This is a genomic window from Algoriphagus halophilus (assembly GCF_041729275.1).
Classification (GTDB): Bacteria; Bacteroidota; Bacteroidia; order Cytophagales; family Cyclobacteriaceae; genus Algoriphagus; species Algoriphagus halophilus_A.
The window spans coordinates 3,719,322-3,734,861 of sequence record NZ_CP146486.1; the positions used below are offsets into that span (position 1 = coordinate 3,719,322).

General features: G+C 38.6%; 15 protein-coding genes and 2 pseudogenes. 15 read left to right on the forward strand and 2 right to left on the reverse strand.

Annotated elements, in window-relative coordinates; all coding sequences use genetic code 11:
* Window positions 1-33: 33 nt before the first annotated feature.
* From V8V91_RS19935 to V8V91_RS20005, 15 genes and pseudogenes are all read left to right on the forward strand, one after another.
* Window positions 34-1,716, forward strand: coding sequence for an OstA-like protein (locus V8V91_RS19935; protein WP_373396904.1), 1,683 nt, complete (start codon window positions 34-36; stop codon window positions 1,714-1,716).
* A 127-nt stretch (window positions 1,717-1,843) separates the two neighbouring features.
* Complete coding sequence (locus tag V8V91_RS19940) at window positions 1,844-2,560, forward strand: T9SS type A sorting domain-containing protein (RefSeq protein WP_373396905.1); 717 nt, start codon at window positions 1,844-1,846, stop codon at window positions 2,558-2,560.
* Window positions 2,561-2,627: 67 nt separating this feature from the next.
* Window positions 2,628-3,532, forward strand: a pseudogene (locus tag V8V91_RS19945) (outer membrane protein assembly factor BamD).
* A gap of 23 nt (window positions 3,533-3,555) precedes the next feature.
* A complete protein-coding gene (locus V8V91_RS19950) occupies window positions 3,556-3,870 on the forward strand; it encodes a DNA-directed RNA polymerase subunit omega (protein ID WP_074226918.1) in 315 nt (104 codons plus the stop codon).
* A gap of 5 nt (window positions 3,871-3,875) precedes the next feature.
* Window positions 3,876-5,083 (forward strand): annotated as a pseudogene (coaBC, locus tag V8V91_RS19955) (bifunctional phosphopantothenoylcysteine decarboxylase/phosphopantothenate--cysteine ligase CoaBC).
* A 28-nt stretch (window positions 5,084-5,111) separates the two neighbouring features.
* The gene (locus V8V91_RS19960) at window positions 5,112-6,014 is read left to right on the forward strand and encodes a DUF4835 family protein (protein ID WP_074226920.1); all 903 of its coding nucleotides are present in this window, start codon (window positions 5,112-5,114) and stop codon (window positions 6,012-6,014) included.
* A gap of 39 nt (window positions 6,015-6,053) precedes the next feature.
* On the forward strand, window positions 6,054-7,241 hold the full coding sequence (locus tag V8V91_RS19965) for a DNA repair protein RecN (protein ID WP_373396906.1): 1,188 nt from the start codon (window positions 6,054-6,056) through the stop codon (window positions 7,239-7,241).
* Complete coding sequence (locus tag V8V91_RS19970; RefSeq protein ID WP_373396907.1) at window positions 7,184-7,705, forward strand: hypothetical protein; 522 nt, start codon at window positions 7,184-7,186, stop codon at window positions 7,703-7,705. Before V8V91_RS19965 ends, V8V91_RS19970 begins: the two co-directional genes overlap by 58 nt.
* 86 nt (window positions 7,706-7,791) lie before the next feature.
* Window positions 7,792-8,607, forward strand: a complete 816-nt coding sequence (locus V8V91_RS19975) for an enoyl-ACP reductase (RefSeq protein WP_074226922.1) — start codon at window positions 7,792-7,794, stop codon at window positions 8,605-8,607.
* 137 nt (window positions 8,608-8,744) lie between these two features.
* Window positions 8,745-10,337 (forward strand): amidohydrolase family protein, encoded by a 1,593-nt coding sequence (locus V8V91_RS19980; RefSeq protein ID WP_373396908.1) that lies wholly within the window; start codon window positions 8,745-8,747, stop codon window positions 10,335-10,337.
* 83 nt (window positions 10,338-10,420) lie between these two features.
* Window positions 10,421-11,221, forward strand: coding sequence for an alpha/beta fold hydrolase (locus tag V8V91_RS19985; protein ID WP_373396909.1), 801 nt, complete (start codon window positions 10,421-10,423; stop codon window positions 11,219-11,221).
* 159 nt (window positions 11,222-11,380) lie between these two features.
* Window positions 11,381-11,833 (forward strand): MarR family winged helix-turn-helix transcriptional regulator, encoded by a 453-nt coding sequence (locus tag V8V91_RS19990; RefSeq protein ID WP_074226972.1) that lies wholly within the window; start codon window positions 11,381-11,383, stop codon window positions 11,831-11,833.
* Between the two features lie 77 nt (window positions 11,834-11,910).
* Complete coding sequence (locus V8V91_RS19995) at window positions 11,911-12,456, forward strand: YceI family protein (protein ID WP_373396910.1); 546 nt, start codon at window positions 11,911-11,913, stop codon at window positions 12,454-12,456.
* A gap of 83 nt (window positions 12,457-12,539) precedes the next feature.
* Complete coding sequence (locus tag V8V91_RS20000) at window positions 12,540-13,490, forward strand: ring-cleaving dioxygenase (protein ID WP_373396911.1); 951 nt, start codon at window positions 12,540-12,542, stop codon at window positions 13,488-13,490.
* Window positions 13,483-14,094 carry an alpha/beta hydrolase gene (locus V8V91_RS20005; protein ID WP_373396912.1) on the forward strand — a complete coding sequence of 204 codons (612 nt, stop codon included), beginning with the start codon at window positions 13,483-13,485 and terminating at the stop codon, window positions 14,092-14,094. The genes V8V91_RS20000 and V8V91_RS20005 overlap by 8 nt, the downstream gene beginning before the upstream one ends.
* Window positions 14,095-14,136: 42 nt before the next feature.
* Here the strand turns inward: V8V91_RS20005 and V8V91_RS20010 are convergent, their stop codons facing one another.
* Together V8V91_RS20010 and V8V91_RS20015 are read right to left on the reverse strand one after the other, a co-directional pair.
* The gene (locus V8V91_RS20010) at window positions 14,137-15,108 is read right to left on the reverse strand and encodes an SbcC/MukB-like Walker B domain-containing protein (RefSeq protein ID WP_373396913.1); all 972 of its coding nucleotides are present in this window, start codon (window positions 15,106-15,108) and stop codon (window positions 14,137-14,139) included.
* A gap of 59 nt (window positions 15,109-15,167) precedes the next feature.
* Entirely contained in the window at window positions 15,168-15,476 is a 309-nt protein-coding gene (locus tag V8V91_RS20015) for a hypothetical protein (protein ID WP_373396914.1), read from the reverse strand.
* Window positions 15,477-15,540 lie beyond the last annotated feature (64 nt).

Genomic DNA, 15,540 nt, shown 5'->3' on the forward strand with positions numbered 1-15,540 from the left:
TTTTCTGCTAATTTTGCCGACATCTTAGAATTTATGAATAGTCTACACCCTCGTCTTTATCTGATCCTATCCTTCGTTCTCCTTTTGGTAAGGCAAGCCTCAGCTCAAGGTTCATCTACCTTGGAAATCAATAAAGCTGGAGAGTTGATCGGGGAGAGCGGATTTGAAAGGTTAATTGGGGATGTGGAGATGAGGCATCAAAACTCGCTGATTTATTGTGACTCTGCCTATTTTTATAGAGCAACCAATCAGGCAAGATTGTTTGGAAATGTACGGATAGTGGATCAAGAGGACCCAATCAGGACTACCAGTGCATATGCCGAATATGACGGAAATAAAAAATTGGCCAAGCTCAGAGACAACGTGGTTTTTACAAATCAAGAAACCACCCTGTACACCGATTACCTGGATTACGACCGGGAATTGAATATAGCTTACTACTTTAATGAGGGTAAAGTGGTAGATTCTGTGAATGTGTTGACTAGTGAAAAGGGACGTTATGAAGTAAGTATAGAACGGATCACTTTTGAGGATGATGTGGTTCTGGTAAACCCTGATTATACCATGAAAACCAATGATCTGGTATACCTAACCATTCCCAAATCAGCAGAGACAAAAGGCTTGACAAATTTAATCTCTAAAGAAGGGAATACGCTGGACGCACAGAATGGAAGTTTTTATGATACCCAAAATAAACAATTTCAATTTTTTGATGGAGTGGTGGAGACGGAAACCAGTAGGGTCAAAGCCATAGAGCTTTTTTATGATGAAAACCTAGCTTACTATGAGGGTAAAAATGATGTTAGGGTATTCAATAAAGAAAGGAATGTGGAGGTCTTTGGGGATGTAGGGAAATATTGGGAAGATAGAAAATATAGTTTAGTGTATGGGAATGCCTTGGTCAGAAAATATTTCGAACAAGACACCTTGTTCATGACTGCAGATTCGTTGATTTCACAAGACAATGAGTTGGATTCAGCAAAATTTTTACTGGCTTTCAATTCGGTCAATATTGTAAAGCAAGACCTTTCGGGAAAAGCTGACTCCTTGGTATACAATTACAATGATTCCTCTATTCAACTTTTTAATGATCCCGTCATGTGGAACCAGAAAAGTCAGATTTCTTCCGATAGCATGACTTTTTATATCGTCAATGAAAATTTGGATAGGGTTTATCTGAAGGACAATGCATTCATTATCACCCAGGATACAATCCTGAATTTCAATCAAATGAAAGGAAGGAAGATGATGGGTTATTTTAGTGAAGGGCAAATTTCGAAAATGGATATCGATGGGAATGGGGAGTCGCTTTACTTTGTATTGGAAGCTGACACTGCTTCTCAAGGTGTCAATATGACGAAAAGCGCTACCATCAAGTTGGGATTTAATGAAGGAGCAATTCAGACAGTCAATTATGGCATTAAACCTGATGGGAGGTTTATCCCATTTCAAAATTTAGACGAGGACAATTCCAAGCTTTCAGGGTTTAATTGGAGGTTTGAAGAAAGGCCGGATATGGATGCAATTATGAAGTGGAGGACTCCAGTTGAGATTGATCCTGATTTGAAAAATTTATTTAATGTCCCTCAAGTAGAAATCAGAATGCCAACCGATGAAGAGATAGAGGAAGAGCTAAAAAAGCGAGGAGCAATGCCTGTAAAGCGGGTTTTTGAACAAAAGAAAAGTCCAATAAAAAGCGCTAACGTACAATCCTAGAAAAAATTTTATCAAGGTTAACAAGAATTAACCCATTTTTTCTGTGTTCTGATTAACATCGAACTAATTTTGTGCGTATATTGAATACTGTGAAAACAGAACTGTCGCTTATTGATTAGAACTTTACATGAATAATTTCCTCAAACTTTTTATGTGGCTTTGCCTAATGTTTCCGCTATTTGCGGGAGCACAGCAAACTCGCGTGTTGAGTGAAAACTTAGGGTTTACCGGAGATTTAAGCACAACCCAACGAAAAACGGTAATTCTTCAAAACGAATCAAATCAATCCAAAACATACTTTCTGAAAAATATTAATGGAAACATCGGGTCTTCCCAACATGTGAAAATTTGTATTGGGGATGAATGTTTTGACCCCAAAAAGGATTTGGCGAAAATAAAGATTACCCTGGCTCCTGGGGAAGTGATGACAGATTTGTATCTGGATTTTGATATGGGGATTGTGGAGACTAAAGGGAATTTCGATCTAAACTTCGTGAATCTTGAAAATATCAGGGAGTCATTTGTAGTAGAGGCACGTTACGATGTTTCCAATCCCAATAAAAAAGTGGATGAATTCGATTACAAAGAATTAACATTAAGTGATATTTATCCGAATCCAAGTAACCGAATCGCCCAATTGGATTACCAGTTAAAATATCCTAATGTTCAGGCAAAAATCGCTATAAATAGCTTTATTGGGAATCCAGTCGCTGAATATCAGTTGGACCCCGAAAGAAATTCTTTGGTGATCAACATTTCTGATTTCAATCCTGGCGTTTATTTCTACACGCTTTTTGTGGACAATAAAAATATTGTGACCAAGAAGCTCGTTGTCAAGAAGTAAGAAGCAATCTCTCTTTCAGTTACCATTTGAATCCGAATAATTATCCCGTATATTTGCGGTCTTGAAAATGAAAATGCGCGTACACAACATTATCGTTCTAGTAATATTAATTGCAGTAAGTGCCTGTGGTCCTTTCAACAAGCTTGAAAAAGCACAAACTGGGAGGAATTATACGAAGGAGCCAATAAGTATTACCAAGAAGGAGAATATAATAAAGCGATCATCCTTTATGATAAGGTTTTACCTGTAATTAGAGGAAGCGAAAAAGCCGAATTAGCTGATTACAATTATGCCAACTGTCATTTTAAGACAAAAAGGTATATTGAAGCTGCTGGTTACTTTAATAACTTCTTTAGAACCTACAATAGAAGCCCTTTGGCAGAAGAAGCATTATTTATGCATGCTTATTCTTTGTACCTTGATGCTCCTGATTATAATCTGGATCAACAAAGTAGTCAAGAGGCTGTTTCCGCAATCCAACAATTTGTAACAAGATTTCCAGGATCTTCCAGTTATGAAAGAGCCATGGAAATGTTGAGTGATTTGGAAACAAGATTTGAAGAAAAGGCATATCAGGAATCTTCCATGTACTACAGACTGAAAGATGGTTTGTACCCGGGAGATTTTCTTAGAGCTTGCATCGTGAACTTTCAGAATTTCGCCAAAGACTACCCAGAAAGTAAGTACAATGAAGAGTTGGCTTACAAATTAGTAGAGGTGTCCACAGAGTATGCAAAAAATTCTGCGTACCTGAAGAAGGAAGAACGATTGACTGATGCGTTAAGATTTGCAGGGGATTTCTATAGGAAATATCCGCAAAGTGGATACACTGCAGAAGTTAAGACCTTTGAGGAAGAAGCAAGAGAAGAAATGCAAGATCACCTAGATTTGAAGAAGCGTGTAGCTGAAAGAGCAGCGGCTCAAGAGGCAGAGAGAAAAGCTACTCTAGGTACAATTGATAATAATAATTAAACGAAACTTAAATAGATCAAAATATGGCAATTAATCCGTCAATTATTACTCGTGATTTGGATAAAATCGCAGATAAGACTGGAAACCTTTATGAGTCTCTTCATATTGTAGGTCAAAGAGCTAAACAAATTTCTTCTTCTTTGAAAGAAGAGTTGAATAATAAGCTTTCTGAGTTTGCATCTACAGTAGACAATCTAGAAGAAGTTTTCGAAAATAAAGAGCAGATTGAAATTTCTAAGTTTTACGAAAGAATGCCTAAGCCTTCTACCATAGCTATGGAAGAGTTTATGGAAGATAAGGTATACTTTAGATACCCTTCTGAAGAAGCAGGAGAGTAATTCTTATGGACCTCAAGGGTAAGAAAATAATATTGGGAGTAACCGGTAGTATTGCCGCTTACAAATCAGCCCATCTTACTCGTTTATTAATCAAGTCTGGAGCAGAAGTGCAAATAATTATGAGCACTTCTGCTCTTGATTTTATTACCCCACTGACTTTAGCAACCCTTTCCAAAAATCCCGTTTTAGTCGAATTTCAAAAGGATGAGACCGGAGAATGGAATAACCACGTGGAGTTGGGTTTGTGGGCGGATTTACTTTTAGTGGCACCAATCAGCGCCAATACAATTGCCAAGTTTGCAAATGGGCTTTGCGACAATTTACTTACTGCAACCTACCTTTCCGCTAGGTGTCCTGTCATGATTGCACCTGCGATGGACTTGGATATGTATCAGCACCAGCTGTTCGCCATAATTTGGAGAAGCTGGTTTCTTTTGGGAATCATTTGCTAGCATCTGAAATTGGCGAATTAGCAAGTGGTTTATCCGGGCAAGGGAGAATGATGGAGCCAGAATCGATCTTGGATCAGGTCGTGCAATTTTTTCATACTCAATCAGATTACCAAAACAAAAAAGTGTTGATTACCATGGGGCCTACACAGGAGGCTATGGATCCTGTTCGATTTATCAGTAATCACTCCAGCGGTAAAATGGGTTATGCCTTGGCTAAAGCCTTTCAGGCTAGAGGAGCAGAAGTTTATGTGATCTCAGGACCTATCTCCTTGAATGTTGATAAATCTGAGTTTCATTGGACTGATGTGAAGTCAGCCAAGGAAATGTATCATGCTGCTCATAAGCTTCATGGTTTAATGGATATTTGTGTGTTTGCAGCTGCAGTAGCTGATTATGCACCCGCTGAAGTAGCTCCCGAGAAAATCAAAAAGAGTGAAGCAGATTTGTCCTTGAAAATGGTGAAGAATGTAGATATAGCCTTTGAACTAGGGAAGTTGAAGCACCCGGGACAATTACATATTGGCTTTGCTTTGGAAACTCAAAATGAGTCTGAAAATGCAAAGGCAAAACTGGATAAGAAAAACTTTGATCTTATCGTTTTAAATTCAATGAGGGAGACTGGTGCAGGATTTAAAGTAGATACCAATAAAGTTCATATTTATCAGTCTTCTGGTCATTCAGTAAGTTCAGAAGTAGATACCAAGGCTAAAATTGCTGAATTGATTTTGGATCAGATCAAATTGGTTCCAATTGGGGTGTGAACTTGAATATTTCATTATTTTTAAATCTATGAAGAAAGCGACATTAGGTTTGTTTTTAATTTTTTTGAGCCATTTAGGCTTCTCTCAAGAACTCAATTTTACCGTCATCATCAATAGTGACCGGGCAAGAATCCAGAATACAACGGTTTTCAATACTATGAAAACCAGTTTCGAGCAATTCTTAAATGGGAGGTCCTGGACCACGGATGAATTTCGACCAGAGGAACGTATTAAAGGAAATTTATTGATTACCATCAACGATGTACCACAAGTAGGAGTGTATAATGCGACGGTCCAGATTCAGACTGTTCGTCCCATTTATGGGACGAATTACGAAAGTCTGCTTTTTAATTTTGCGGACAGAAATTGGAATTTCGAATACATAGAATCTCAACCCCTGGAATTTAATCGGTTTAATTTTCTGAATAATATCAGCTCTTTGTTAGGCTATTATGCGCACATCGCCTTAGGGATAGACTATGATAGTTTTTCGAGCAAAGGAGGCGAGGATTTCTTTGAAGTAGCAAATGATATTGTAAACAATGCCCAACAATCCGGTAGGCCAGGCTGGGTTCAAAGCCCAACAGATAGAAGAAACAGGTATTGGTTGATCAATGATTTGTACACTTCCTCTGTTTATGCTCCAATACGTGAGGCTTATTATTTATATCACCGTCAAGGATTAGATATTTTACAAATTGAGCCTGAAAAAGCTTATGAAAATATGTTGGAGGCAATTCGTTTGGTAGCCGAAGCGAACAAGGCCCAGCCGAACGGAATATTGACAATTACCTTTATGGATGCCAAGGGGGATGAGATTGCCCAAGTATTTAAAAATGCTTCCCTGGAAATCCGAACAGAATTAGTGGAGCTTTTATTGGAAGTGGATCCCAATAATGCCAGAAAATACAATGAGTTGACGAAAAGCTAATCGCGATTTATAACTTTGTGCTTTTCCCAATAATTACCCATGCTTACATCACTGAGTATTCAAAATTATGCCCTCATAGACCAACTGCTGATGAAACCCAGCAGTGGATTAAATATGATTACTGGGGAGACTGGTGCAGGTAAATCCATCATGCTTGGTGCTGTGGGGCTCCTTTTAGGAAATAGGGCCGACACCAAAGTCCTTCTTTTTGAAGACAAGAAATGTATCGTGGAAGGGGTATTTGAAATTGGAGAATATGGGCTAAATGAATTTTTTGAGCAGCAGGATTTAGATTATGAATCCACCTGCATTATCAGAAGGGAAATCAGCCCCAGTGGAAAATCCCGTTCCTTTATTAATGATACGCCAGTTCTTCTCGATTCTCTGAAATCTCTGGGTTCGAATCTAATGGATGTGCATTCCCAGCATGACACCTTACAGCTAGGTTCTGGATCTTATCAACTCAGTTTGATTGATGCCTTTTCCCAGAGTCAAGCGGAATTAAATTCTTACCAGGAGGACTTTAAAAAGTTTAAGAAGCTTCAAAAGGAATTTCAGGAGATTCAATATAAAGCACAAGAGTTACAGAAAGAGGCTGATTTTAACCAATTTCAATTAGAGGAGCTAAGTAGCTTGAGCCTTGAGGAAGGGGAGCAGGATGAACTGGAATCCAGCCAAGAGGTACTTGAGAATGCAGAGGAAATCAAAATGAAAATCAATGAAATGCTAAATCTTTTTGAAGATGAGCAGTTCGGGATTATTCAGGGATTGACACAGGTGAAACATGGATTGGAATCTTTGGAAAAGCTAGCTCACAAGTTTGCTCCACTAAAAGAACGATTCCAAAGCCTTTTCATTGATTTGAAGGATTTATCAGAAACCCTAAGTGATGAAGAAGCTGGGGTGGAAGTAGATTTTGACCGACTGGAGGAAACAAGAGATAGGCTAAGTAAGATTTATCAGCTTCAAAAGAAGCATGGCCTTCCTACTGTAGAGGATTTGATGGCATTGGAAAGAGAACTTGCAGATAAGGTCTTCCAATTTCAAAATTTGGACGAGACATTAGAGGCTGCTAAGAATAATTTAAAGTTGGCGGAAGAAGCTGTTCTGAAATCAGGAAAAGCATTAACCAAAAAGAGAGGTGCTTGCTTTGCTACATTTCAAAAAAGATGGAAGCACTTTTGGTGGAGTTGGGAATGGAAAATTCAAAGCTACAAGTCGAGTTAAACTCGATCGCTCCAACTTCCAATGGGATGGATGAGGTCGAGTTATTGTTTTCCGCAAATAAAGGGACTTCCTTACAACCTCTTAAAAAAGTTGCCTCAGGAGGAGAGTTTTCAAGATTATTATTTGCCATTAAATACTTAATGGCGGATAAAATGGCGATGCCTACTTTAATCTTTGATGAAATTGATACAGGGATATCAGGTGAGGTTGCCCTACAGATGGTCAGAATGATGAAAGAAATTTCTGGGAAACACCAAGTGATTTGTATTACCCATTTGCCTCAAGTGGCAGGAAAAGGCGATGTTCATTATTTCGTTTACAAGGATAATTCTTCTCATAAAACCATCAGTAAAATCAAGGAATTAAGTGCTGATGAAAGAGTTTTGGAGCTTGCCAAGATGATTGGTGGGGCGAATCCGAGTGACTCTGCGTTGAAGAGTGCCAAGGAACTATTAAGGGTATAAGAGATAGTAAGCGCTATACAGTAGGGACTGAATGCCAAATTTTCTCTATTTTTACGCATATTTTTGAAATTAATCCAATAGTATATATGCCAGAAAATTTGCTGAAAGGAAAGCTAGGTATCATCACTGGTGCCCTAGACGAGAATTCCATTGCATGGAAGACTGCTCTTAAAGCTAAAGAACAGGGAGCTCGATTTGTATTGACCAATGCACCAATTGCTATGAGAATGGGTGCCATCAATGATCTCGCAAAAGAATGTGATACCATTGTTATTCCCGCTGATGCCACTAGTGTAGAAGATATTGAGAAGCTCTATACCGAGGCAAAAGAATATTTGGGAGGTGACTTTGACTTTATTTTACATTCTATCGGAATGTCTCCTAATATTAGAAAAGGTCGCTCTTATGGTGATTTGAATTATGATTGGGCGATGAAGTCTTATGATGTTTCTGCCATTTCTTTCCATAAGATGATGCATGTAGCGGAAAAAATGGATGTAATGAAGGAATGGGGTTCCATCGTGGGGCTCTCTTACATTGCAGCACAAAGAGTTTTTCCTTTCTATACAGATATGGCAGATGCCAAATCTCTTCTAGAAAGTATAGCTAGAGGTTATGGTTATAGATTCGGAAAATTGAAAAATGTTCGTGTCAATACCATTTCCCAATCTCCTACCAAAACCACTGCAGGTACAGGAATTGGAGGTTTTGACTCTTTCTATAATTTTGCGGATGCTTTGTCTCCATTAGGAAATGCTTCAGCAGAAAGCTGTGCAGATTATATTGTAACCATGTTCTCAGATTTGACTAGAATGGTAACGATGCAGAACCTGTTTCATGATGGAGGATATTCGTTCACTGGAATTTCTGAAGAGATCATGGAAAAATTCAAAGATCTTTAAGTAAGAGGAAGTTTATAGAAAAAGCCTTTTGGGAAACCAAAAGGCTTTTTTTAGTATAAAGCTGTTCATCTAAAACTGATTTTTTGTTCTTGCATTTTGCATTATCTTATTGCTCGTTATTAATTAAACCATCAACCATGAAAAAATCTTTACTACTAATTGCATTTTTCTGGGCCATGATCTCGGCATCAGTTTATGCACAAATTGAACCTGCTCCAGAACGGACAGAGGGTGACGGACAATATGGTCGCCTTATTTTACGCGGGGTCACCTTAATAGACGGAACTGGGGCACCTCCAATTGGCCCGGTCGATATTGTGGTAGAGAAAAATAGGATTGCTCAAATCCAAGTTGTTGGTTATCCAGGCCTACCAATTAATGAAAACAGGAGGCCAAAAGCTGGAGAGAACGATAAAGAATATGACTTGGAAGGTCATTATTTAATGCCAGGTTTTGTGGACTCTCATGCGCATATTGGCGGAAGGGGGCAAGGTACGCCTGCGGAATATGTATTTAAACTTTGGCTTGCCCACGGGATCACCACCATTCGAGACCCTTCTACAGGGAATGGTTTGGATTGGGTGTTGGACCAAAAAGAAAAATCGGCAGCGAACGAGATTACCGCACCTAGGATTTTGGCATATACTGCATTTGGTCAAGGAGCTGAAAGTACAATCACAAACGCAGAAGAAGCGAAAGCATGGGTGAATTCCAATAAAGCAAAAGGTGCTGATGGGATTAAATTTTTTGGGGCAAAACCAGAAGTAATGCAAGCTGCAATTTCCGAGAATAAAAGAATTGGATTACGATCTGCCATGCACCATGCACAAGTGGATGTAGCAAGATGGAATGTTTTAAATTCTGCTAGAGCTGGACTTACTTCCATGGAACATTGGTATGGACTTCCTGAGGCATTGTTTTCTGATAGGACAGTTCAGGATTTCCCTGTTGAATATAACTATCAAAATGAGCAGCATAGATTTTCTGAAGCTGGGAAGCTTTGGGAACAGGCTGCTGAACCGTATTCGGAGCATTGGAATAACGTGATGAATGAACTGTTGGAGTTGGATTTTACATTAGACCCTACCTTCAATATTTATGAAGCGAACCGTGATTTAATGCGAGCTCAGAGAGCAGAATGGCATGAGACCTATACACTTCCTTCTCTTTGGAAATTTTACGAACCTAGCAGACAATCCCATGGCTCTTATTGGTTTGATTGGACCACTGCCATGGAAATCCAATGGAAGAAGAACTATAGGCTTTGGATGACCTTTGTAAATGAATACAAAAACCGTGGAGGCAGAGTTACTGCAGGATCTGATTCTGGATTTATTTACCAATTGTATGGATTTGCTTATATCCGAGAGTTGGAGTTGCTTCAGGAAGCAGGCTTCCATCCACTGGAGGTGATCCGATCAGCTACTATGTATGGTGCTGAATTAATGGGAATGGAGAAGGAAATCGGTACGGTGGAAGTTGGGAAATTAGCTGATTTCGTAATTGTAGAAGAGAATCCACTTCAAAATTTGAAGGTCCTTTATGGAACTGGTGCCATTAGAATCGATGAAAACAACATAGCAATTAGAGTAGGCGGAGTGAAGTACACTGTCAAAGATGGGATTGTTTATGATGCCAAAAAGCTGTTGGAAGATGTGAAAAATATGGTGGATAAGGCAAAAGCTGAAGAAGGAAGTACACCAATTCATCAACCAGGATTGGACTGGTAATCAAAAATTTGTAAAACCTAGTCCCGGGGTATGCTGTTATATCAATTACAGTATATCCCGGTTCATTTTTAATACTAAAAACGATGCCCCATATTAAAGTAAATGAAGTCACTTTATTTTATTCTGATCAAGGCGTAGGAGACGAGACCATTGTTTTTTCACATGGACTCCTTTGGAGCCATAAAATGTTTGCAGAGCAAATAGAGTTTTTAAGTGCAAGGTTTAGGGTGATTTCCTATGATCATAGAGGGCAGGGGGAGAGCGAAGTTAAAGGTCCTTATGATATGGATACCTTAACCAATGATGCATTTTTATTAATAAAATCTCTATGTAAGGGACCAGTGCATTTTGCAGGATTATCCATGGGAGGATTCGTGGGAATGAGATTAGCTGCAAGGCATCCGGAAATAGTGAAAAGTTTGATATTGATGGAAACTTCAGCCAATTCAGAGCCGGTTGAAAATATACCCAAATACAAGACCCTGAATGGAATAGTGAAGTGGTTTGGAGTCCTTGGCCCAGTGGCAAACAAGGTAATGCCCATTATGTTTGCAGAAAGCTGGCTTACCAATCCTTTGAATAAGGACAAAGTGGAATTCTGGAAGAAAGAAATGACGTCTAACAAAAGATCCATCACTGGACCCGTTGATGGAGTGATTTATAGAAATGGAATTGAAGAGGAACTCAAATTTATTTCTTGCCCCACTATGGTAATTGTAGGGGATGAGGATATTGCCACCAAACCTGTTAAGGCGAAGTTTATTCAGATGGGGATTGCTAATGCAAAGTTGCACCGAATACCTGGGGCTGGGCATAGCAGCTGTATCGAAAAGCCCAGAGAGGTTAATAGGTTGATTGGGGATTGGTTAATTGAAAATAGTTAATTCGAAAAAATAATTTTTTAGCACCCGCCTAGAAATCCCTTAATACAGCCAATAGAGCTTGTTTTTTGAAGAAAACAATCCAATTCGAAATATTTTTTTGAATTTTTGAAACCTTTTGATACATTTACATGTATATACATTAAATACAATTGCAAAGAAATGGTGAAGATAGAAGAAGCAATACAGCAGAAAGAGTTTAAAGATCCTTTCAATAAGGCTGTAGTGAATTTATTGTATACCCATAGTTATTTGGTAACTAGTCAAAATGCGCTATTCAAGCCATATGGTATTTCACCCGAGCAATACAATGTATTGAGGATTTTAAGAGGCCAAAATGGAGTGCCTACAACGGTTTCATCAATTCAGGACAGAATGTTGAATAAGATGTCAAACGCCTCCAGATTAGTTGAAAAATTGAAAGTAAAAGGTTTAGTAAAACGTTCCGAGTGTCCAAATGATCGAAGACAGGTAGATGTTTTGATTACAGAAAAGGGTTTGGAACTACTTGCTGAATTACAAATTCGAGTGGAAAAAGGCAATATAGACTTTGTTCATTTGAATTTGGATGAAGTGAATAAGCTAAATGAATTGCTGGATAAATTGCGTGGCTAAAAAATTTGATTATATATATGTATAGACATATAATGTGATAACCTAAAAATAATACAACAACTTAAACAAAAACAATTATGGCAACTACTAAATGGATTATCGACCCTACACACTCTGAAGTTTCATTCAAAGTAAAACACTTGGTGATTTCAACAGTGACAGGATATTTTAGAAAGTTTGAAGGAAGTGCAGAAAGTGCATCTGATAATTTTGAAGGAGCAACGGTTTCTTTCTCAGCTGATATCGACAGCATTGATACTAACCAAACTGATCGTGACAATCATTTGAAGTCTGCAGATTTCTTTGATGCCGAAAATCATCCTAAATTGACATTTGCTGGAAAAATCTCCCAAGTGGATGGAGAGTATAAATTGATTGGTGACTTAACGATGAGAGAAACTACCAAGCAAGTAGAACTGGATGTTGATTTTGGAGGAGTAGCTGGAGATCCTTACGGACAAACTAAAGCTGGATTTGAAATTGAAGGAAAAGTTAATAGAAAAGAATTTGGGCTAGCTTGGTCTGCTGTGACTGAGGCTGGATCTGTTGTCGTGAGTGACCAAGTAAAATTGATCCTTAGCGTACAGCTTGTTAAGCAAGAGAAAGAAGTTTTGGCTGACTAAGCCATTTAATAACTACCACCAATGATCGAGCTAAAAGGTTTTGCCCTTTTAGCTCGATTTTATAAACTTTACCCAATACAACCATGAAACCATTAATCAGCGGAATACACCATATCACAGCAATCGCTGGAAATCCTCAAGCCAATATTGATTTTTACTCTGGTATTTTAGGATTGAGATTGGTGAAGAAGACCATCAATTTTGATGCGCCTGATGTATATCATTTCTATTTTGGAGATGAGCTGGGGCAGCCTGGTACGGTGTTCACTACTTTTCCTTTTACGGGAGCTAGAAAAGGAGTGAAAGGAACAGGTGAATTGACCTATACTGCATTTTCAATTCCAAAAGGTTCCTTAGATTATTGGATAGAAAGGTTGAAAAAGTTTGGGATTCCGGTTTCTGATAAATTAACCCGGTTTGGTCATGAATTAATCAGGTTTGAAGACCATGATAGCATGGGAATAGAACTGATAGCAAATGACCAAGACGATAGAGCTGGATGGACCTATGGTCAAATCCCTTTGGAACATAGTATCAAGGGCTTTTATGGAGCTACCTTGAATCTTCGGTCCAATGAACTGACAGCACAACTTTTGACCAATCACATGGATTACCATTTTATAGGTCAAGAAGGTGATCGATATCGATATGGAACAGAAGGAAAACCAGGAGATATCGTAGATATCGTGGTGAATCCTAATGGGCACAGAGGTATGCAAAGTGCTGGAACGGTCCATCATATTGCTTTCCGAACTGCGAATAAATCAACCCAATTGGAAGTTCAGAGGATTCTAATGGATAATGGATATCAGGTGACTGAGGTGAAAGATAGAAATTACTTCAACTCCATCTATTTCAGAGAACCAGGAGGAGTTTTATTTGAGGTAGCGACGGATGAGCCAGGCTTCGCAATAGATGAGGACGAAGCACATTTGGGAGAATTGATCAAATTACCTGAATGGGCTGAGCCAAGTAGAAAAGAAATTGAGAAGAATTTAATTCCGGTCACTTTAAAAACGGAGGATTATGCCTGAGGTAAAAAATGCAGGATTGCCAATAGGGAAAGCCCAAAAAGCTGCCATATTAATTCATGGTAGAGGAGCGTCTGCCTCAAGTATATTGTCACTTAGTAATTACCTAAACTTAGATGATTTTGCTTTGTTGGCTCCCCAGGCTGAAGGAAATACTTGGTACCCTTATAGTTTTATGGCTCCAGACCTACAGAACAGGACAGCTCTTGAAAAATCAATTTCTACCTTGCAGTTTTCCTGGGATCAGATAATTTCAGCAGGTATTAAACCTGAGAATATTTACCTGATCGGCTTTTCCCAAGGTGCATGTTTGAGTTTAGAATTTGCATCCAGAAATGCCCAAAAGTTAGGAGGGGTGATTGCCTTTACCGGTGGCCTAATCGGAGAGAAGTTACTTCCTGAAAAGTACAAAGGTGATTTCCAAGGAACCCCGATCTTTATTGGGAGTAGTGATCGAGACTTTCATGTTCCTGCTACTCGAATAAAAGAATCGGCAGAATTAATGACAAAAATGGGAGCAGATGTTAAAACCTTGCTCTTTGATGATCCAGAACATACAATTCGTCAAGAAGAGATTGAATGGGTCAATAAAAATATTTTAATGTGATTTTCTTATGGAAAAAATCCCCGACTCTGACGGGGAATTTTTTTAATACGAATAGGTTACCTGCGAACCGTTTTCTGGGTCCAGTTCTACTTGGGCATACACTCCAATCTCTTGTTGCAATTCTTCCACATGGGAAATAATCCCCACAATTCTGTTTTCATGCCGCAAAGATTTCAAGGTTTCGAAAACCACCCGTAATGCATTTCTATCCAATGCACCAAAGCCTTCATCCAAGAAAAAGAAACTTTGATCTGCTTGGTTTAAGGCCTTTACTTTTTCTGCCAATGCCAATGCCAAGCATAAGGAAGCCTGAAATGTCTGGCCACCAGAGAGAGTTTTAAGTAGCCTTCTTTTCCCGCCGTTGAGGTAATCAATCACCCAAAATGTATTGTCATCATCTATTTCTAAACTCATACTGTTTTTACAGAGTTTCATGAATCTCACATTGGCAGTATTGCAAAGCTCCTTGAGGTAAATGGAGCTGACAAATTTTACGAAACCGCTGCCCTTGAATAATTTTTCTAACTCTTTTAAGCTGCTTTCCCGGTTTTCTAATTTTCCAAAAGTCTCTAACAAGGACTTCTTGTTCTCGAGTTGGGCCTCTATGGTTTTAATTTCTTCCGACAATAGCAACAAGCTGTTCTGTGCAGCTTCTACTTTGGATTTTAATTCTAGAACAGAATTCTTTAAGTTCAAGAAGCTTTCTTCTTCAAATTCCAGCACTCCTTTTTCTGCCCTAAGTTCTTTGACTCGGTCTTCAGTAATTGCGATTTTTTGATCGAAACTTCGAATTTCTAAATCTACTTTTTCTGCATCCAATGAATGCTCAAACAACCGTATCAATGCTTCATCATCCCGAAAACCATGACTTTCTTTTAGCCTTTCAAACTCTAGGTGGAGTTTTTCCAGTTTGGAAGCGGCTTCTTCTTTGAGCAACTTAAAATTCTTCAGGCTACTTAGATTGGAGGCTTGAGCTTCCCGTTTTTCCCGAAGAGCCTTTTGCTTTCCATCCAAAAGTTGAAGAGCTCTCTCAATATCCTGCTCAACATTTTCGATGGTGGAATAAATTTCTTCTACTTGTTTACTAAAGAAAGGCTTACAAAAAGTGGGATCTTTGATCTCTTCTTTTTTGAAGAAATTGCTGAATAAACCGTATTTTGATTGAGTTGAGCCGTTTGAAAGGCTTTTTCAATTTCACCCAATTCCATTCTCTTTTCGTTCCAAGATTGACGCTGAGATTTAATTTCAGAAAGCATTTTTTCCTTGGCCTTTCCCGCTTGGACCATGGAATCCACTTTGGCTTTTAACTCTTTTTCGTTTTTGATTCCATAATTTGAAATCAAACGGTGAATACCCTTCAAAGATTGATTGAGTTTCTCCAATTCGCCCTCTTTGAAATGAATGTTTTTTGGTGATTTCCTAAATGGATTTGATTCTCTTTCTCCT